Consider the following 20212-nt stretch of genomic DNA (forward strand, 5'->3'; position numbering starts at 1 on the left):
CTCTCAGTCGCGGACGAGCAGCGCCACCGGCAGCCCGGACAGCACCGTCGCGAGGGGCAGGCCGCCGGCGGTGGACACCGACCGCTGCCCGGTGAGGACGTCGCGCCAGGCGCCGGTGGGCAGCTGCAGCGCGGTGTCGCCCCACCCCGTGGCGGCCAGCCGGGCCGGCAGCCGGGTCGCGACGGTCACCGCTCCCCGGTCGAAGGCCACCACGTGCCCGGCCGCCGGCCCCGTCGCCGTCACCGGGGTGTAGCCGGCGAACAGCTCGGGGGAGTCGCGGCGCAGCCGCAGCACCCGGGACACCACGAGCAGCTTGGCCGAGCCGGTGTCGTCGACGTCCGGCACCCAGCCCTCGTCCAGCCGGGCCAGCAGCCGGCGGCGCAGGTCGTAGTCCACCGGCCGCCGGTTGTCCGGGTCGACCAGCGAGTGGTCCCACAGCTCCGTGCCCTGGTAGACGTCCGGGACGCCGGGCATCGTCAGCTGCACCAGCTTCTGCGCGAGCGAGTTGGACCGGCCCAGCGGGGCGATGCGGGCGACGAACGCGTCGAGCTCCGAGCGGGTGCGCCCGTCGTCGAAGGCGGCGTCCACCATCGCGCGCAGCCGCGACTCGAACTCCTCGTCCTGGTCGGTCCAGCTGGTCGACAGCCCGGCCTCCCGCGCCGCCTTCTCGGCGAAGGCCTGCGCCCGCTCGCGGGACAGCGGCCAGGCGCCGACCAGGTTCTGCCAGACCAGGTGGGCCAGCGGCCGGTCGGGGAGCGGGTGGCGCTCCAGCAGGCCGCGCACCAGCCCGGCCCACTCGCCCGGGAGCTCGGCGAGGACGGCGAGCCGGGCGCGGACGTCCTCGCTGCGCTTGGTGTCGTGCGTGGACAGCGTCGTCATCGCCTGCGCCTTGCGCGCCAGCCGCCGCGCCTGCGCCTCGTGGAACTCCTCGACCGTGCTGCCGAACCGCGCCGGGTCGCCACCGACCTCGTTGAGGGCGGCGAACCGCGCCCAGCGGTAGTAGGCGCTGTCCTCGACGCCCTTGGCCATGACCGGGCCGCTGGTCTGCTCGAACCGGGTCGCCGCCTCCGTGCCGGCCGCGGAGAGCACTGGGTGCAGCTGGTCCAGCGCGGCGCCCAGATCCGGTCGCCGCGCGCGGACGGCGGCGACCGTCGCGTCGAGGTGCTCGCGGCCGTCGGGCAGGTACGTGCGGTAGACGTCGAAGGAGGCCAGCAGCTCCGCCAGCGCCTCGGTCTGCTGGTCCCGTTCGACGCCGGGCAGGTCCCCGATCACCCGCACCAGCCGGGCCACCTCGGAGCCGAGGATGCCGTCGGTGACCTCGCGCTTGGTCCCGTGCACCAGCTCCGCGTAGTCGACCGGGGAGCCCGTCAGCTCCGTGTCCAGCGCGGTCAGCTCCGCCTCGCCGGCCGGGTCGACCAGCACCTGGTCGACCTCCGACAGCGCGTCGTAGCCCGTGGTCCCGGCGGTCGCCCAGCTCTCCGGCAGGTCCTCGCCCGGCTCGAGGATCTTCTCCACGACCGTCCACCGGCCGCCCGAGGCCTCGGCCAGCCGCTCCAGGTAGCCCTTCGGGTCGGCCAGCCCGTCGGGGTGGTCGATCCGCAGCCCGTCGACGGCGCCCTCGCCGACCAGCTCCAGCACCAGCTCGTGGGTCGCGGCGAAGACCGCCGGGTCCTCCGCGCGCAGGCCGGCGAGGGTGTTGATCGCGAAGAACCGCCGGTAGTTGAGGTCGGAGTCCGCGCGCCGCCAGTCGACCAGCTCGTAGTGCTGGCGGTCGTGCACCTCCTGCGGGGTCCCCTCACCCGTGCCGGGCGCGATCGGGAAGCGGTTGTCGTAGTAGCGCAGCTCCCCGTCCACCACCTCGAGCCGTGCGACGTCGTCCGCCGATCCCAGCACGGGGATGCGCACCCGCCCGCCGATGTCCCAGTCGACGTCGAAGGCGGCGGCGTGCGCGCTGTCGCGCCCGTGCTGCAGCACGTCCCACCACCACGGCGCCTCGGCGGGATCGGCGACGCCCATGTGGTTGGGCACCAGGTCGAGCACCAGCCCGAGGCCGTGCTCGTGCAGCGCCGCCACGAACCGGTCGAAGGCCGCCCGGCCACCGCGCGCCTCGTCGATGTGCGCGTGGTCGACCGTGTCGTAGCCGTGCGTGCTCCCCGCCGCCGACCGCAGCAGCGGCGAGGAGTACGCGTGGCTCACCCCCAGCGCCGCCAGGTGGTCGGCGACCGCGGCGGCGTCGTCCAGGGTGAAACCGGCGTGCACCTGCAGGCGGTAGGTGGCCGTCGGGACGGCGCGGCGGTCCTGCGTCGACGTCACGGAGCGGCCTGCAGCACGACCGTCGCGCGCGCCTGCACGGTCATCGTGTCGCCGGCCTTGACGACGACGGGCTCGACCTCGTGCATCTCCGCGGTGTCGACGACGACGGTCCACCCCTCGGCGTACTCGCTCGGCGGCAGGGTGAACTCGATCGGCTCGTGGTGGGCGTTGAACGCCAGGTAGAAGCAGTCGTCGACGACGTCCTCGCCGCGCTCGTCGGTCTCCCGGATGCCGTGCCCGTTGAGGTACATCGCCAGGGACTTGGCGAAGCCGACGTCCCAGTCCTCGTCGGACATGAGCTCCCCGGCCGGGGTGAGCCAGGCGACGTCCTGCACCGGGTCGCCCTCCTCGCGCCGCACCGGCCGGCCGTGGAAGAACCGGCGCCGGCGGAACGTCGGGTGCTCGTTGCGCAGGCGGGTGACCCGCCTGGTGAACTCCAGCAGCCCCTCGTCGACGGCCGTCCAGTCGATCCAGGTGAGCTCGGAGTCCTGGCAGTAGCCGTTGTTGTTGCCGTTCTGGGTCCGGCCGAGCTCGTCCCCGTGCAGCAGCATCGGCACGCCCTGGCTGAGCATCAGCGAGGTCAGGAAGTTGCGCTGCTGGCGGGCGCGCAGGGCGAGCACCTCGGGGTCGTCGGTGGGGCCCTCGACACCGCCGTTCCAGCTGCGGTTGTGGCTCTCGCCGTCGTTGTTGCCCTCGCCGTTGGCCTCGTTGTGCTTCTCGTTGTAGGAGACGAGGTCGCGCATCGTGAAGCCGTCGTGCGCCGTGACGAAGTTGATGCTCGCCACCGGCCGGCGTCCGGAGTGCTTGTACAGGTCCGCCGAGCCGGAGATGCGGCTGGCGAACTCGCCGATGGTCGCGTCCTCGCCCCGCCAGAAGTCGCGGACGGTGTCGCGGTACTTGCCGTTCCACTCGGTCCACAGCGCCGGGAAGTTGCCGACCTGGTAGCCGCCGTCACCGACGTCCCAGGGCTCGGCGATGAGCTTGACCTGGCTGACCACCGGGTCCTGGTGCACCAGGTCGAAGAACGCCGACAGCCGGTCCACCTCGTGGAACTGCCGGGCGAGGGTGGAGGCGAGGTCGAAGCGGAACCCGTCGACGTGCATCTCGGTGACCCAGTAGCGCAGCGAGTCCATGATCAGCTGCAGCGACTGCGGGTTGCGGACGTTGAGCGAGTTCCCGGTGCCGGTGGTGTCCATGTAGTACTGCTCGTCGCCCTCGACCAGCCGGTAGTACGCCCGGTTGTCGATGCCCTTGAACGACAGCGTCGGGCCGTTGTGGTTGCCCTCGGCGGTGTGGTTGTAGACGACGTCGAGGATCACCTCGATGCCCGCCTCGTGCAGGGTCCGGACCATGCCCTTGAACTCCTGGACCTGCTGCCCGTCGGCGGACTGCGCGTACTCGTTGTGCGGCGCGAAGAAGCCGATCGTGTTGTAGCCCCAGTAGTTGCGCAGGCCCTTCTGCAGCAGCGTGTCGTCCTGGACGAACTGGTGCACCGGCATGAGCTCGATCGCCGTCACGCCCAGTCCCTGCAGGTGCTCGATGACCGCCGGGTGCGCGATCCCGGCGTACGTGCCGCGCAGCTCCTCGGGGACGCGCGAGTGGGTCATGGTCAGGCCCTTGACGTGGGCCTCGTAGATGACCGTCTTGTTGTACGGGGTCTTCGGCGGGCGGTCGACGCCCCAGTCGAAGTAGGGGTTGACGACGACGGACTTGGGCATGTGCGGCGCGGAGTCGTCGTCGTTGCGCTCACCGCTGCCGAAGCGGTAGCCGAAGCACGCCTCGTCCCAGTCGACGGAGCCGTCGATCGCCTTGGCGTAGGGGTCCAGCAGCAGCTTGTTGGGGTTGCAGCGGTGCCCGTTCTCCGGGTCGTACGGGCCGTGGACGCGGAAGCCGTAGCGCTGCCCGGGCTGGATGCCGGGCAGGAAGGCGTGCCACACGTACCCGTCCATCTCGGGGAGGCGGATCCGCTCCTCGTTGCCCGCGTCGTCGAACAGGCACAGCTCGATCTTCTCGGCGACCTCGCTGAAGATGGCGAAGTTGGTGCCGGTGCCGTCGTACGTGGCGCCCAGCGGGTAGGCGCTTCCGGGCCAGACCTGGGTCATGCGGGTCCTCCTGCGATGTGCCCCCGCCGTCTCCGGGGGCCGGTTGCCTCCCGCCGCGGCCGTCGGCGGGAGGTCGGTGCGTGCTGCTCCGGCACCCCGTTGCCCGCGCGCGGGACCCGGCACACCTGACCGGAGGTGTCGGAAGGGACACGTCACCGTGCGTCACCGGCGGCGTGGGCCGGCGGCGGGGGAGACGACGACGCCCCCCGGGCGGACCGCGGGGGGCGTCGTGCGCAGAAGGGGCGGTCCCGCCGGGGTCCGACCTCGCCCGGGAACCCCGGGTGGCGCTGGTCCCCGGCCGGGACCGCTCCTGCGCGCGGGACACTATCGCCGTCGGCCGCCGATGACGAGCACCCCCGTCGCGTTCGTGCAACCAGCGGGTCCCACCAGGCACGGACGTCGCACGGGCGCCGTCCTGTCACACCCCCGTCGTACCGTCGACGCGTGCGAGCGAAGACCGACCTGAAGCGGCCCACGCGGGGGCGGTTCCGCGTCGTCAGCGAGTTCGAGCCCTCGGGCGACCAGCCGGCCGCGATCAAGGCGCTGGCCGAGCGGGTGGAGGCCGGCGAGGAGCACGTCGTCCTGCTGGGCGCCACCGGCACCGGGAAGTCGGCGACGACGGCGTGGCTGGTCGAGCAGGTCCAGCGGCCCACCCTGGTGATGGCGCCCAACAAGACCCTCGCCGCCCAGCTGGCCAACGAGTTCCGCGAGCTGTTCCCCGACAACGCGGTCGAGTACTTCGTCAGCTACTACGACTACTACCAGCCCGAGGCCTACGTCCCGCAGACGGACACCTACATCGAGAAGGACTCCTCGATCAACGAGGAGGTCGAGCGGCTGCGGCACTCGGCCACCAACTCGCTGTTCACCCGCCGCGACGTGATCGTGGTGGCCACCGTGTCCTGCATCTACGGCCTGGGCACCCCCGAGGAGTACGTCGAGCGCGCGCTGAAGATCAAGGTGGGGGAGGAGCGCGACCGCGACGAGCTGCTGCGCACCCTCGTCACCGAGCAGTACACCCGCAACGACCTCTCCTTCACCCGCGGCACCTTCCGGGTCCGGGGCGACACCGTCGAGGTGTTCCCGGTGTACGAGGAGCTCGCCGTCCGGATCGAGATGTTCGGCGACGAGGTGGAGCGGCTGTACTACCTGCACCCGCTCACCGGCGAGGTCGTGCGCGAGGTCGACGAGCTGTTCGTCTTCCCGGCCACCCACTACGCCGCCGGCCCGGAGCGGATGGAGCGGGCGATCGGCTCGATCGAAGCCGAGCTGGAGCAGCGGCTGGCCGAGCTCGAGCGGCAGGGGAAGCTGCTCGAGGCCCAGCGGCTGCGCATGCGCACCACCTACGACATCGAGATGATGCGCCAGGTCGGCTTCTGCTCCGGCATCGAGAACTACTCGCGGCACATCGACGGCCGCGCCCCCGGCTCGGCGGGCTCCTGCCTGCTGGACTACTTCCCCGACGACTTCCTCCTGGTCATCGACGAGTCCCACGTCACCGTGCCGCAGGTCGGCGGGATGTACGAGGGCGACATGAGCCGCAAGCGGACGCTGGTCGAGCACGGCTTCCGGCTGCCCTCGGCGATGGACAACCGGCCGCTGAAGTGGGAGGAGTTCACCGACCGGATCGGTCAGGTCGTCTACCTCTCGGCGACCCCGGGCCCCTACGAGCTGGGCCGCACCGGCGGTGAGTTCGTGGAGCAGGTCATCCGCCCCACCGGCCTGGTCGACCCCGAGGTCGTGGTCAAGCCGACCAAGGGCCAGATCGACGACCTGGTCTCCGAGATCCGCGAGCGGGTCGAGCGCGACGAGCGCACGCTGGTCACCACGCTGACCAAGAAGATGGCCGAGGACCTCACCGACTACCTGCTCGAGATGGGCATCAAGGTCCGCTACCTGCACTCCGAGGTCGACACGCTGCGCCGGGTCGAGCTGCTGCGCGAGCTGCGGCAGGGCGAGTACGACGTGCTGGTCGGCATCAACCTGCTGCGCGAGGGTCTCGACCTGCCCGAGGTCTCCCTCGTGGCGATCCTCGACGCCGACAAGGAGGGATTCCTCCGGTCGGGCACCTCGCTGATCCAGACGATCGGCCGGGCGGCGCGCAACGTCTCCGGCCAGGTGCACATGTACGCCGACCGGATCACCCCCTCGATGGCCCAGGCCATCGAGGAGACCAACCGCCGGCGCGAGAAGCAGGTCGCGTACAACACCGAGCACGGCATCGACCCCCAGCCGCTGCGGAAGAAGATCGTCGACATCCTCGACGGCATCTACCGGGAGGCCGAGGACGGTACGGCCGGCGAGCTGCTCGGCGGCTCGGGGCGGCAGCAGTCCCGCGGCAAGTCGCCGGTGCCGGGGCTGTCGTCCAAGAGCAAGGCGAAGGCCGGCGCGATCGACGTCCAGGGCCTGCCCCGCAACGAGCTCGCCGACCTCATCGCCCAGATGAACGACCAGATGCTCGCCGCCGCCCGGGAGCTGCAGTTCGAGGTCGCGGCCCGGCTGCGCGACGAGTTGGCGGAGCTGAAGAAGGAGCTGCGACAGCTCGACGCCGCGCACGCCTGAACGAGGACCCGCTGCCCCCGCCGTTCGCAGGCTCACGGCGGGCCCCGCAGCGGGGGCCGGGGAGGTTGCTGATGGACCGGGAGCAGCTCGTGGCGTACTGCCTGGCCAAGCCCGGGGCCGAGGAGACCTACCCGTGGGGTGACGTCGAACTAATCGCCAAGGTCGGCGGCAAGGCCTTCGCCTTCCTCGGGCCGTCCACCGTCGGGGTGACGTGTGCACGGGACGCCGGGGAGGCCGCCGAGTGGCGCGACCGGTACCCCGACGCCGTCACCGTCAGCTCCTACGTCGGCCGTTACGGGTGGAACGCCGTGGACTTCACCGGCCCGGTGCCCGACGACGAGGTGCGGGAGCTGGTCGACGCCTCCTACGACGCGATCGTCGCCGCCCTGCCGCGGAGCAAGCGGCCGACCTGAGACGGCGGTCACATCCGGGCGGGGAACGCAGGAGCGGGCAGCGCCGTTGTGCCCCCCGAGGTCGACAGGCGCGACGGCTCCGTGCGGCGTGCCCCGGCCTCGTGTGGAGGGGAGTATCCCCAGCGGCGGTGTCGTCAGTACGAGGTCCCGAGGCCTCCGGCGCCGCCGGTCGTGAGCTCCGCGCTCACGGCGGGAGAGACCTCCGGATCTGACGCAACGCCAGTCCCGGAGGAGTACCCGCATGGACGTCCCCACCTGGGTGTGGGCCCTGACCGTCGCCGCGATCGTGGCGATGCTCACCTTCGACTTCATCGGTCACGTGCGGACCCCGCACGCGCCGACGCTCAAGGAGTCGGGCACCTGGTCGGCCATCTACGTGGCGATCGCGGTCGTGTTCGGCCTGCTCGTGCTGTGGTTCGCCGGAGGGACCTACGGCGGGGAGTACTTCGCCGGGTACATCACCGAGAAGAGCCTCTCGGTGGACAACCTGTTCGTCTTCGTGCTGATCATGGCGAGCTTCGCGGTGCCGCGGGAGCTGCAGCAGAAGGTGCTGCTGTTCGGTATCGCGTTCGCGCTGGTGCTGCGGACGGTGTTCATCTTCATCGGCGCGGCGGCGATCGAGAACTTCAGCTGGATCTTCTACATCTTCGGTGGGTTCCTCCTGTACACGGCGTGGGCGCAGGCGCGCAGCGGTGGGCACGACGACGAGGAGGAGTTCAAGGAGAACGCCGTCCTGCGGCTCACCCGCCGGGTGCTGCCCACGACGGAGACCTATCACTCCGACCGGCTGACGGCGAAGGTCGACGGCAAGCGGTACATCACGCCGTTGTTCATCGCGCTGATCGCGATCGGCAGCGCCGACATCCTGTTCGCCGTCGACTCGATCCCGGCGATCTTCGGGCTGACGCAGGAGACGTACCTGGTGTTCACGGCGAACGCCTTCGCGCTGCTGGGTCTGCGGCAGCTGTTCTTCCTGATCGACGGGCTGCTGGACCGGCTGGTGTACCTGGCCTACGGGCTGGCGGTCATCCTCGGCTTCATCGGCGTCAAGCTGATGATCCACGCGCTGCACGAGAACGAGTTGCCGTTCATCAACGGCGGCGAGCACGTCACCGCGATCCCCGAGGTGCCCACCTGGTTGTCACTGCTGGTCATCCTGGTCACCCTGCTGGTGACCACCGTCGCCAGCCTCGCCGCGAACCGCCGCACCCGGGCCGACGCCGCCCGCGCCGGTGCCGGGCCGGCGCCGGTCGCCGCGGACACCGCGGCCGAGGCCGTCCGGAGCGGCCCCGTCACCGGCACCGGCGAGGCCCGGGACGAGGCCCGGCGGCGCGAGCCGGCCGCCAGGGAGAACTGACAGGGAGAACTGACCGGCCCGGACGCCCGGCGACCGGCCGCGCGTGCCGGCGGCGCGGCCGTCGCCGGCGTGAGACGCTGGAGGGCGCGGCAGCGCAGGGCGTTCCTGCGCGCCGCCGCCGAGACGGTCACGGCGGCTCGTCCGGGTGGCCGGGAGCCGACCTGGCACGAGCAGGCGGCCGGAGACGTGTCCTCCGGTGCTGACGATCGAACCCGGAGGTTGCTTTGGACGTGCCCTTGTGGGTGTGGGCCCTGACCGTCGCCGCGATCATCGCCATGCTCACCTTCGACTTCATCGGTCACGTGCGGACCCCGCACGCCCCCACGCTGCGCGAGTCCGCCACCTGGTCCGCGGTCTACGTGGCGATCGCGGTCGTGTTCGGCCTGCTCGTGCTGTGGTTCGCCGGAGGGACCTACGGCGGGGAGTACTTCGCCGGGTACATCACCGAGAAGAGCCTCTCGGTGGACAACCTGTTCGTCTTCGTGCTGATCATGGCGAGCTTCGCGGTGCCGCGGGAGCTGCAGCAGAAGGTGCTGCTGTTCGGTATCGCGTTCGCGCTGGTGCTGCGGACGGTGTTCATCTTCATCGGCGCGGCGGCGATCGAGCACTTCAGCTGGATCTTCTACATCTTCGGTGGGTTCCTCCTGTACACGGCGTGGGCGCAGGCGCGCAGCGGTGGGCACGACGACGAGGAGGAGTTCAAGGAGAACGCCGTCCTGCGGCTCACCCGCCGGGTGCTGCCCACGACGGAGACCTACCACTCCGACCGGCTGACGGCGAAGGTCGACGGCAAGCGGTACATCACGCCGCTGTTCATCGCGCTGATCGCGATCGGCAGCGCCGACATCCTGTTCGCCGTCGACTCGATCCCGGCGATCTTCGGGCTGACGCAGGAGACGTACCTGGTGTTCACGGCGAACGCCTTCGCGCTGCTGGGTCTGCGGCAGCTGTTCTTCCTGATCGACGGGCTGCTGGACCGGCTGGTGTACCTGGCCTACGGGCTGGCGGTCATCCTCGGCTTCATCGGCGTCAAGCTGGTGATCCACGCGCTGCACGAGAACGAGTTGCCGTTCATCAACGGCGGGGAGCACGTCACCGCGATCCCCGAGGTGCCCACCTGGTTGTCGCTGCTGGTCATCCTGGTCACCCTGCTGGTGACCACCGTCGCCAGCCTCGCCAAGAACCGCCGTGACCGCGCAGCGGGCGAGCCGCCGGCGGGCCCCGGCGCCGGTGCCCCCGGTGCCGACGCCTCCGGCCGGCACGTGTCCGGCCCGGGCGAGCGCGTCGAGTCGGCCGCCGGCCGCGGGGACGCGCCGCCCACCGGCCGCACCGCGGCGGTCACCGAGCCCAGCGGCGAGCAGCCCCCGCGCGGCTGACCGCCCGCGCCGGTGCCCCGGCGCCGGGCCTCCCGGCGCCGGGGCGCCGGCGGTGCCGAGGTCCGGCGCCGGGGGCCTGCGGCACGCGGTGACCGGAGCAGCGGCGGCCGGCGACCGCTCGGCTAGCGTCGGCGACGATGCTGCCCGACGACCTCGCCCTGCTGCGCACGCCGGGCACGCCGGCGCTCGCGCCGGACGGGCGGATCGCCGTCGTCGCCGTCACCCGGCCCGACCTCGCCGCCGACGCCCCGCGCAGCCAGCTGTGGGCGGTCCCCACCGACGGCTCGGCGCCCGCCCGGCCCCTGACCTCGGGCGGGCGGGACACCGCACCGGCCTTCTCGCCCGACGGCCGCTGGCTGGCCTACCTCGGAGCCGCCGGGGACGAGCCGCTCCAGGTGCACCTGCTCCCCGCCGCGGGCGGCGCCCCGCGGCGGCTCACCGACGCGCGGCAGGGCGCCGGGTCGCCGGTGTGGGCACCGGACTCCCGGCGGCTGGCCTGGACGGCGCCCCGGGCGGATGCGGCCGAGGCCGGCGGGCCCCGGCTGGTCACCGCCCTCCGGCAGCTGACGGGCCCGGGCCCGCTCGGCGGTCCGGTCGCGCAGGTGCACGTCCTGGACCTGCCCGACGACCTCGCCGCCGACGACGTCGCACTGCCCCGGCCGGTGGTCGTCACGCACGGGGAGGCCGACTGCACCGACGTCTGCTGGAGTCCCGACGGCAGCGAGCTGGCGTTCGTCTCGGCCCGCCACGCCACGGCCGACCGCGACCTGCGCACCGACGTCTTCGCGGTGCGCCCCGACGGATCGGGGCTGCGCCGGGTCACCGCCACCCGCGGCCGGTGCCGGACCCCGGCGTGGTCGCCGTCCGGCGATGCCCTCGTCCTCACCTGGGTGGGTGACCTGGGGCCGGACGGGCTCGACGACACCGGCCGGCCGGCGGCGCTGTGCCGCGTCCCGTCGTCCGGCGGGACCCCGGAGCCGCTGCTCGCCGCTGACCGGGGGGACGCGCTCCCGGGGGCGGTCGTGACCGGCCGGGGGGTCCTGGTCAGGGTGCGGCGGCAGGGAGCGGTCGAGCTGCTGCGGGTCCCGCCGGCCGGTGGCGAGCCCGAGGTCCTGGTGGACGGGCCCTTCACCGTCCGCGGGGCGGGGGCCGGCGCGGGCGTCGTCGTCGCCACCGTCGCCCACGACGGCTCGGCCGGGGAGCTGGTCGCCATCACGCCGGGCCGCCGGCGGCTGCTCACCGGCTTCGGCACCGCGCTGGCGGCCACCGGGCGGGTGCACCGCTCCGTGGCCGTGCCGGTCCCCGACCGCGAGACGCCGGCCTGGGCTGCGCTGCCGGCCGGCCCGGGCCCGCACCCGGTGCTGCTGGACCTGGCCGCGGACCGGCCGGGGTGGTCGCTGCGCGACGACGTGCAGCTCGCCGTCTCGGCCGGCCTCGCCGTCGTGCTCTGCGCGCCGGGAGACGCCGGCGCGGTGCTCGACGCCGCGCTCGCCGACCCGGCCCTGCGGCTGGACGGCGCCCGCGTCGGGGTGGTCGGTGGCACGCCGGCCCTCGAGCTGGCCGCGCGGACCGGCCGGTTCGCCGCGGCCGTGCTCGAGGCGGCCTATCCGGCGCTGGACGATGCGGCCCCGGGCGACGCGGTACCGCACGCGGCCGCGCCGCCCACCCTGGTCGTCTCCGGGAGCCCCGACGCCCGGGCACCGGAGGCGCGCGTCTTCGCGGCGCTGAAGCGGGCCGGCGTGCCCGCCGAGTTGCTGGTCCTCCCCGGCGGAGGGCCCGACCCCGCGCGCTCCGACCGGCCCCGGACCAGGATCGCCCGCGCGGAGCACCAACTGCGCTGGTGGCGCCGCTGGCTGGCTCCCGGCGGGGACCGAGCGCCGCGGGACCGGGACGGCTAGCGTTCGGCGCATGGCGCTCATCTACCCCGTCGCGGCCGACCTGCCCGAGCCCGAGGAGGGGACCGAGCCCGACTTCGCCGAGCTCGCGGCCGACCTCTCCGACACCTGGCTCGTGGAGGTCGCGCTGGAGGAGGACGGCGACGACGCCTGCTTCGGCCCGCTCAGCGCCCGGGCCGCGTGGGACCTCGCCGTCGACGTCGACCAGCGGCGGCCCGGGTGGCTCGTCTCCGTCGTGCCGCTGCACGTGGCCTGCACCGCCGACGAGCTGGTCTCCCTCTTCGACGACGACACGGAGTAGCTCCCCGGTCGGCGCCCCCGCGGGCCGGCGGGGGATGACGGGGACGCCGGCGCCCGGGCCGTGCAGGTCAGCTCGGCGCGAGCAGCGGGGCGAACAGGTCGGTGTACTGCACCAGCGACCGCGTGCCCAGGTACTGGTCGGTCACCCGCCGGCGGGCGGCGCCGCCGATGCTCGCGGCCCGGGCGCCGTCCCCCACCAGGCCGGTGACGGCCGCGCCGTAGGCCCCCAGGTCGGCCGGGTCGTCCACCAGCAGTCCGGACCGGGGGTGGTCGATCTGGTCCTGGATCCCGCCGATCCGGCTGGCGACCACCGCCCGGGACTTCCACATCGCCTCGGCGACGGTGAGGCCGAACCCCTCCGCGAGGGACTTCTGGACGACGACGTCGGCGCGCCGCTGCAGGGCGTTGACCATCGCCGCGTTCTCCTCCGGGTCGGTCATCGGCAGCGACACCAGGTGCACCCGCTCGCGCGCCACCGCGGGGAGCCCGGCGTACAGCCCGCGGGCGTCGTCGAGGACCTGCTGCCCCTCGGGATCGTCGGCCACGGCCTCGACCGACGGGCCGGCGTAGACGAGGTGCGCGTCGGTGTGCGGGAGGACGTGGTCGACGAACCCCCGGATCACGCCCAGCGGGTCCTTGAGCCGGTCCCACCGCGACACCTGGAGGACGACCCGGTCCCCGGCCCGCAGCGGGCGCCCCTCGTCGACCGCGGCCCGGCGCTCCACCCGCCCCGGCGATCCGTCGATGCGGGTGAACGCGGCCTCCGTGCGCGCGGCGCCGTCCTCCTGGAGCCCGGCGACCGCGAGCACGGCGTGCACGGTGTCGTCCGCGAGGTCCTGGTTCTTGGCCGAGAAGGCGTCGATGGACGGCGGGATGAGGACCGTGCGGGCGGGGTCGAGGTCCCGCCAGACGTACTGCGGCCGGGAGAAGACGTACGCGTCGGCCTGCCGGACGTACGGGGCCAGGAAGTCCCAGGCCTGCCGGGTGATCTCGCCGGGGTGGTCGATGCCGACGTGGCAGCGCCACACCACCGGGACGCCGAGCTCGCGGAGGAGCGGGATCATGCCGGCCGTCTGCGGGTCGTGCAGCAGCACGACGTCCTCTCCGGGGGCCACCCGCTCGGCGAGGGCCTCGGCGTTGGCCCGCGTCGTCGTCTCGTAGACCTCCCGCGCCGCGGCGTCGAGCGGCCGGCCGTCGCCGGGCGCCCCGTGCAGCTGGTTGTGCAGCCGCTTGGTGACGGTGAAGAACTCCGGATCGCCGGAGATCACCTCCCAGCGGGCGTCCACGCCCTGGCCGCGGGCGTACGCGAGCAGCGACTGCACCATCTCGGCGACCCCGCCGCCCCGGGCGGTGGAGTTGACGTTCCACAGCGCCCGGCCGGCGAACAGCTCCCGGGCGCGTTCGGCGTGCTCCAGCACCGAGCGGTAGGTCTGCCGGTCCAGCACCGGCTCGAACCGCTGCAGCGGGATGGAGGCGATCGGCACCGACGTGAGCCCCGGCATGCCGACGACCGTACGGCCGGTGCCTCCCGCCCGGCGTGCTCGTCGGCGCGGCCGCGGGACCACCGGCCGTCGGCTCACCAGCCTCGGGCGCGCCACTCCGCGAGGTGGGGACGCTCGGCGCCGAGCGTCGTGTCCTTCCCGTGGCCGGGGTAGACCCACGTCTCGTCCGGCAGCGGGCCGAACACCCGCTCCTCGACGTCGTCGAGCAGGCTGGTGAAGCGCTGCGGGTCCTTCTGCGTGTTGCCGACGCCGCCGGGGAACAGGCAGTCGCCGGTGAACAGGTGCGGTCCGGCGTCGCCGGGGCCGCGCCACAGCAGCGCGATGCTCCCCGGCGTGTGCCCGCGCAGGTGGATCACCTCGAGGGTGTGCTCGCCGACGCGGAGGGTGTCGCCGTGCTCCACCAGCCGGTCAACGGGCACGGGCAGGTCGGCGGCGTCGGCGGGGTGGGCGACCGTCGTCGCGCCGGTGGCCTCGACCACCTCGGGCAGCGCCCGGTGGTGGTCCCAGTGCCCGTGCGAGGTGACGACGGTGCGCAGGTCGGCGTCCCCGATCAGCCGCAGCAGCGCCTCGGCGTCGGTGGCCGCGTCGATGAGCAGCGCCTCGCCGCTGGCGGTGTCGCGCAGCAGGTAGGCGTTGTTGTCCATCTCGCCGACGGCGAGCTTGGCGACCACCAGCCCCGGCAGCTCCCGGACCCCGGCCGGGCCGCCCACCTGCACGTCCCCGGTGTACGGACCGCTCATCGAAGGCTCCCTCGGAAAGTGTCGGCGACCGCGGCTACGGTCCTGGGCATGGACGCTAGCGGAGGTCTGCCCGGCTCTCAGGACGGTCGGCTGGTGGGCCTCCCCGCCACCGAGATCGCCGCCCGGGTCCGCTCCGGCGAGCTCTCCGCGGTCGAGGTGGTGCGTGCCCACCTCGACCACCTGGAGGCGGTGGAGCCGCGGGTCGGAGCCTTCCGCGTCGTGCGGCGCGAGGCGGCCCTCGACGAGGCCGCAGCGGTCGACGCGGCGCCGGACCGGGCCCGCCTGCCGCTGGCCGGGGTGCCGGTGGCGATCAAGGACAACGTGGCCGTCGCCGGCGAGGTGGTCACCGACGGCTCGTCGGCGGGCCGGCCCGTCCCGGCGTCCGAGGACCACCCGGTGGTGGCGCGGCTGCGCGGCGCCGGGGCGGTGGTCGTCGGCATCACCCGCGTCCCGGAGCTGTGCCTGTACGCCTCGACCGACTCCCCCGGCGCGGTCAGCCGCAACCCCTGGGACACGGCCCGGTCGCCCGCCGGCAGCTCCGGGGGCAGCGCGGCCGCTGTCGCCGCCGGAAGTGTCCCGATCGCCCACGGCAGCGACGGCATGGGCTCGCTGCGGCTGCCCGCCGCCGCCTGCGGGCTGGTCACCCTCAAGCCCGGCCGCGGCGTGCTGCCCGGCGGCATCGGCGCCGACGACTGGTCGGGCATGGCGGTCAACGGCGCGCTCACCACCACCGCGGCCGACCAGGCACTGGCCTTCGCGGTGCTCGCGGGGGAGGAGCCCACCGCGCCGCCCGACCCCGGCGGGCCGCTGCGGATCGCCGTGAGCCTGCGCTCGCCGGTGCCCGGCGTGCGGGCCGACCGGGCCGCCCGGGAAGCGGTGGAGGCGACCGCGACGCTGCTGGCCGGGGCCGGGCACACCGTGCTCCGCCGCGATCCGGTCATCCCGACCGACGCGGCGCTCGCGGCGCTGGCCCGCTGGTTCGCCGGTGCGGAGGACGACGCCGCCTTCCTGGGGCTGGACCGGGCGGCGCTGGAGCCCCGCAGCCGCAGCCACGCCCGGCTGGGCCGCTGGGTGCGCCGGCTGGGGCTGATCCGCCCCGGGCCGGCCGACCGCTTCCGCGCGCGGACCGAGGCGTTCTTCACCGACGTCGACGTCCTGCTGATGCCGGCCGTGAGCGGTCCGCCGCTGTCCGCCCGGCCGTGGCACGAGCGCGGCTTCCTGGCCAACGTGACGGCCAACGCGCGGTGGGCGCCCTTCGCCTCGCCGTGGAACCTGGCGGGCGTGCCGGCCGCCGTCGTCCCCGCCGGGACGCGGGCGCAGGGGTGGCCCCTGGCGGTCCAGCTGGTCGGCCCCCCCGGCGCGGAGAGGCGACTACTCTGGCTGGCCGGAGAGCTGGAACGCCGGCGGCCGTGGCGCCGTCACGCGCCGGTCTTCGACCCCCTCGCGTCGCCCGCCGCGGCAGCCGTCTGAGCAGCGCCGCCCAGAGCCCCTCGGCCGGCACGCCCGGCCGACCGACCCGAGCACTTCGACCGACAGGACCCCCATGGACCGCCTCGTCGTCCGCGGCGCCCGCGAGCACAACCTCAAGGACGTCGACCTCGACCTGCCGCGTGACGCGCTGATCGTCTTCACCGGCCTGTCGGGCTCGGGCAAGTCGAGCCTCGCCTTCGACACGATCTTCGCCGAGGGGCAGCGGCGGTACGTCGAGTCGCTGTCGGCCTACGCCCGGCAGTTCCTCGGCCAGATGGACAAGCCCGACGTCGACTTCATCGAGGGCCTGTCCCCGGCGGTCTCCATCGACCAGAAGTCGACCAACCGCAACCCGCGGTCGACCGTCGGCACGATCACCGAGGTCTACGACTACCTCCGCCTGCTGTACGCCCGCGCCGGTCAGCCGCACTGCCCCAACTGCGGCAAGCCGATCTCCCGGCAGACCCCGCAGCAGATCGTCGACCAGGTGCTCGCCATGGAGGAGGGCACCCGCTTCCAGGTGCTCGCACCCGTCGTGCGGGCACGCAAGGGCGAGTACGTCGACCTGTTCAGCTCGCTGCAGACCCAGGGGTTCTCCCGCGTCCGGGTCGACGGCGTGGTGCACCCGCTGACCGAGCCGCCCAAGCTCAAGAAGCAGGAGAAGCACTCGATCGAGGTGATCGTCGACCGGCTCACCGTCAAGGAGAGCGCGAAGCGGCGGCTGACCGACTCGGTGGAGACCGCGCTCGGCCTGGCCGGGGGCCTGGTCGTCCTCGACTTCGTCGACGTCCCCGAGGGCGACCCGCACCGCGAGCGGACCTTCTCCGAGCACCTCGCGTGCGTGGACGACGGCCTGTCGTTCGAGGCGCTGGAGCCGCGCAGCTTCTCGTTCAACTCGCCCTTCGGCGCCTGCCCGGAGTGCACCGGCATCGGCACCCGCAAGGAGGTCGACCCCGAGCTCGTGGTGCCCGACCCGACGAAGAGCCTGGCGCAGGGCGCGGTGGCGCCGTGGGCGGGCTCGATGAGCAACGAGTACTTCACCCGCCTGCTGACGGGCCTCTCCCAGCAGCTGGGCTTCTCCATGGACGACCCGTGGGAGCGGCTGCCCGCCAAGGTGCAGAAGGCGGTCCTGCACGGCTCGCCGGACCAGGTGCACGTCCGCTACAAGAACCGGTACGGCCGCGAGCGCAGCTACTACGCCGCCTTCGAGGGCGTGCTGCCCTTCCTCGAGCGCCGGCACGAGGACACCGACAGCGACTTCATGCGGGACAAGTACGAGGGCTACATGCGCGACGTGCCCTGTCCCGTCTGCCACGGCACCCGGCTCAAGCCCGAGATCCTCGCCGTCAAGCTGACCGGGCGGTCCATCGCCGAGGTGACGGGGCTGTCGATCGGCGAGGCCTCGGAGTGGCTCAACGCCCTGGAGCTGGGGGAGCGGGAGCGGGCGATCGCCGACCGGGTGCTCAAGGAGATCCAGGCCCGGCTGTCGTTCCTGGTCGACGTCGGCCTGGACTACCTGTCGCTGGACCGGCCCGCGGCCACCCTCGCCGGCGGCGAGGCCCAGCGGATCCGGCTGGCCACCCAGATCGGGTCCGGGCTGGTCGGCGTGCTCTACGTGCTCGACGAGCCCTCGATCGGCCTGCACCAGCGGGACAACAGCCGGCTGATCGAGACGCTGGTCCGGCTGCGCGACATGGGCAACACGCTGATCGTCGTCGAGCACGACGAGGACACCATCAAGGTCGCCGACTGGGTGGTCGACATCGGCCCGGGCGCCGGCGAGCACGGCGGCGAGGTCGTCGTCAGCGGCACCGTCGCCGACCTGCTGGCCAGCGAGCGCTCCCTGACCGGCCAGTACCTGTCCGGCCGCAAGGAGATCACCGTGCCCGCGGTCCGGCGCAAGCCGACGCCGGGCCGGGAACTGGTGGTCAAGGGCGCCCGGGAGAACAACCTCAAGGGCGTGGACGTCACGTTCCCGCTGGGGATGCTGGTCGGCGTCACCGGGGTCTCCGGTTCGGGCAAGTCCAGCCTGGTGAACGACATCCTGTACACGGTGCTGGCCAACGAGCTCAACCGCGCCCGGCAGGTGCCCGGCCGGCACCGCACGGTGACCGGGCTGGAGCACCTGGACAAGGTCGTGCACGTCGACCAGTCGCCGATCGGCCGCACGCCGCGCTCCAACCCGGCCACGTACACCGGGGTCTGGGACCAGGTGCGCAAGCTGTTCGCCCAGACCACCGAGGCGAAGATGCGCGGGTACCAGCCCGGCCGCTTCTCCTTCAACGTCAAGGGCGGCCGCTGCGAGGCCTGCTCCGGCGACGGCACGCTGAAGATCGAGATGAACTTCCTGCCCGACGTCTACGTGCCGTGCGAGGTGTGCAAGGGCGCCCGGTTCAACCGGGAGACCCTGGAGGTGCACTACAAGGGCAGGACGGTGGCCGAGGTCCTCGACATGCCCATCGAGGAGGCGGCCGAGTTCTTCGCCGCGATCCCCTCGATCGCCCGGTACCTGCGCACCCTCACCGACGTCGGCCTGGGTTACGTGCGGCTCGGGCAGCCGGCCACGACGCTGTCCGGCGGCGAGGCCCAGCGGGTCAAGCTCGCCAGCGAGCTGCAGAAGCGCAGCAACGGCCGCAGCATCTACGTCCTCGACGAGCCGACCACCGGCCTGCACTTCGAGGACATCCGCAAGCTGCTGCTGGTGCTGCAGGGCCTGGTCGAGAAGGGCAACTCGGTCCTCGTCATCGAGCACAACCTCGACGTGATCAAGAGCTGCGACTGGCTGGTCGACATGGGCCCCGAGGGCGGCTTCCGAGGTGGCACGGTGGTGGCCGAGGGGCCGCCGGAGCTCGTCGCGTCGGTCCCGGAGAGCCACACCGGCCGCTACCTGGTGCCGCTGCTCGACGCCGGCGCGGTCGAGGCGGCCGCCGCCCCGAAGAAGCGGGCGCGCCGCAGGGCCAGCTGACCGCGCGGCTCAGCCGCGGCGCCGCCGGAGCAGCAGGACGACGGCTGCTCCGACGGCGACCGCGGCGCCGACCAGCACCGCCAGCACCCAGCCGGGGGTGCCGCCGTCGTCGTCGCTGCCGGCGGCCCGCTCGACGACGTCGTTCCTGGTGCCGACCGGCGTCCCCTGTGACGTGCCGGCGGCGGGTGGCGCGGCCGTCGTCGGACCGGCCGTCGACGGTGCGGGCGCGGCCGGGGGCGTGTACTCGAAGCCGAACGAGCCCTGCACCGGGTGCCCGTCGGAGCCGGTGACGTACCAGGTGACGTCGTGGCGTCCGGCCGCCGTCAGCGCGACCGGCACGCGGACCACCGCACCCTCCACGGTCGCCGGGCCGGTGCCGACCGCGCCGTCCGGCCCGGTCACCGTGACGTCGGCGCCCAGCACCGTCCCGCCGAAGGTGAGGGTCACCGCGGCCGGCGCGGCCGTCACCGTGCTCTCGGCGGCGGGGTCGGTGGACTCGAGCCCGGTGTGCGCGGACGCCGGTGCCGGCGCCGCCAGCACCTGTGCGGCAACGGCCAGCACGGCAACGGCCAGCGCGACGAGGACCCGGCGGGAGGTCACGCCGGTCATCCTGCACCCGCACCTCCGGCTCCGGGGCCGGGCCGCGTCCGGGGTCCCCTCCCGGTGCTCGGGGACGGGCCGGGACGGCGCGGCCGGCGGCTGCCGGGCCCGTGCGCCGTACGCCTTGTGAGAGAGGTCACGACCGGCGTAGAGTGCCTGTGACTGACGTCACCGGGATACCCCTGTGCCGGAAACGAGGAGGCCGCGATGAGCGCACTCACGCCCGACTGCGACCCGGACATGAGCCACTGCGGGCAGCCGTGGCAGGGCCGGGGGAAGCCCGGTTCCGGGCTCCTCTCGGTGATGGTGCTCGTCGCCGTCCTCGGGCTGTCGCTCCTGGTGGTGACCAAGGACGTCGTCGCCGACGCCTTCGACTTCGTCGCCGTCCCGGTTGGGCTGCTCGCTGCCGTGGCACTCGGCCGCCGCGCCGTCCGGCTGGCCGGCCGCGGTGTCTCCGCCGTCGCCGCGCGGATGCCCGGGGCGGTCGCGGTGCGCCGGTCGCAGCCCGCCGGCTGATCCCCCGGCACCAGCCGGACCGGACGACGAGGAGCGGGACCCGCCGGGTCCCGCTCCTCGTCGTCGCGGCCCCCGCACGGGACGGGTGCGACACGCGGGGC

At 73.7% G+C, this 20212-nt stretch carries 14 protein-coding genes; 9 read left to right on the forward strand and 5 right to left on the reverse strand.

The window, feature by feature from the left end; all coding sequences use genetic code 11:
* Window positions 1–3: 3 nt before the first annotated feature.
* Together treY and glgX are read right to left on the reverse strand one after the other, a co-directional pair.
* Window positions 4–2313 (reverse strand): malto-oligosyltrehalose synthase, encoded by a 2310-nt coding sequence (gene treY, locus ACK586_RS04665; RefSeq protein WP_409329287.1) that lies wholly within the window; start codon window positions 2311–2313, stop codon window positions 4–6.
* A complete protein-coding gene (glgX, locus tag ACK586_RS04670; RefSeq protein WP_409329288.1) occupies window positions 2310–4415 on the reverse strand; it encodes a glycogen debranching protein GlgX in 2106 nt (701 codons plus the stop codon). Before glgX ends, treY begins: the two co-directional genes overlap by 4 nt.
* A 444-nt stretch (window positions 4416–4859) precedes the next feature.
* On the opposite strand from glgX, the gene uvrB reads away from it, so the two are divergent.
* The 6 genes from uvrB to ACK586_RS04700 all read left to right on the forward strand — a co-directional run bounded on the left by uvrB (window position 4860) and on the right by ACK586_RS04700 (window position 12319).
* A complete protein-coding gene (uvrB, locus tag ACK586_RS04675) occupies window positions 4860–6977 on the forward strand; it encodes an excinuclease ABC subunit UvrB (RefSeq protein WP_409329289.1) in 2118 nt (705 codons plus the stop codon).
* A gap of 71 nt (window positions 6978–7048) precedes the next feature.
* Window positions 7049–7390 (forward strand): MmcQ/YjbR family DNA-binding protein, encoded by a 342-nt coding sequence (locus ACK586_RS04680; RefSeq protein WP_409329290.1) that lies wholly within the window; start codon window positions 7049–7051, stop codon window positions 7388–7390.
* 241 nt (window positions 7391–7631) lie between these two features.
* Window positions 7632–8747 carry a TerC family protein gene (locus tag ACK586_RS04685; protein ID WP_409329291.1) on the forward strand — a complete coding sequence of 372 codons (1116 nt, stop codon included), beginning with the start codon at window positions 7632–7634 and terminating at the stop codon, window positions 8745–8747.
* 230 nt (window positions 8748–8977) lie between these two features.
* On the forward strand, window positions 8978–10123 hold the full coding sequence (locus ACK586_RS04690) for a TerC family protein (RefSeq protein WP_409329292.1): 1146 nt from the start codon (window positions 8978–8980) through the stop codon (window positions 10121–10123).
* Window positions 10124–10260: 137 nt separating this feature from the next.
* A complete protein-coding gene (locus tag ACK586_RS04695) occupies window positions 10261–12021 on the forward strand; it encodes a S9 family peptidase (RefSeq protein WP_409329293.1) in 1761 nt (586 codons plus the stop codon).
* Window positions 12022–12031: 10 nt separating this feature from the next.
* Entirely contained in the window at window positions 12032–12319 is a 288-nt protein-coding gene (locus ACK586_RS04700) for a hypothetical protein (RefSeq protein WP_409329294.1), read from the forward strand.
* A gap of 67 nt (window positions 12320–12386) precedes the next feature.
* On the opposite strand, the gene ACK586_RS04705 is transcribed toward ACK586_RS04700, so the two are convergent.
* Both ACK586_RS04705 and ACK586_RS04710 read right to left on the reverse strand, forming a co-directional pair.
* Window positions 12387–13820, reverse strand: coding sequence for a glycosyltransferase (locus ACK586_RS04705; protein ID WP_409329295.1), 1434 nt, complete (start codon window positions 13818–13820; stop codon window positions 12387–12389).
* Between the two features lie 74 nt (window positions 13821–13894).
* On the reverse strand, window positions 13895–14560 hold the full coding sequence (locus ACK586_RS04710; RefSeq protein WP_409329296.1) for an MBL fold metallo-hydrolase: 666 nt from the start codon (window positions 14558–14560) through the stop codon (window positions 13895–13897).
* Window positions 14561–14608: 48 nt separating this feature from the next.
* Between ACK586_RS04710 and ACK586_RS04715 the strand changes: the two genes are divergently transcribed.
* Both ACK586_RS04715 and uvrA read left to right on the forward strand, forming a co-directional pair.
* Complete coding sequence (locus ACK586_RS04715) at window positions 14609–16030, forward strand: amidase (RefSeq protein ID WP_409329297.1); 1422 nt, start codon at window positions 14609–14611, stop codon at window positions 16028–16030.
* A gap of 73 nt (window positions 16031–16103) precedes the next feature.
* On the forward strand, window positions 16104–18995 hold the full coding sequence (gene uvrA, locus ACK586_RS04720; RefSeq protein ID WP_409329298.1) for an excinuclease ABC subunit UvrA: 2892 nt from the start codon (window positions 16104–16106) through the stop codon (window positions 18993–18995).
* A gap of 9 nt (window positions 18996–19004) precedes the next feature.
* Here uvrA and ACK586_RS04725 read toward each other — a convergent pair whose 3' ends face one another.
* Window positions 19005–19595, reverse strand: a complete 591-nt coding sequence (locus tag ACK586_RS04725) for a copper resistance CopC family protein (protein ID WP_409329299.1) — start codon at window positions 19593–19595, stop codon at window positions 19005–19007.
* A gap of 207 nt (window positions 19596–19802) precedes the next feature.
* On the opposite strand from ACK586_RS04725, the gene ACK586_RS04730 reads away from it, so the two are divergent.
* Entirely contained in the window at window positions 19803–20111 is a 309-nt protein-coding gene (locus tag ACK586_RS04730) for a hypothetical protein (protein WP_409329300.1), read from the forward strand.
* The last annotated feature ends 101 nt before the right edge of the window (window positions 20112–20212 follow it).

Source organism: Trujillonella humicola (assembly GCF_046233715.1).
GTDB classification, from domain to species: domain Bacteria; phylum Actinomycetota; class Actinomycetes; order Mycobacteriales; family Geodermatophilaceae; genus Trujillonella; species Trujillonella humicola.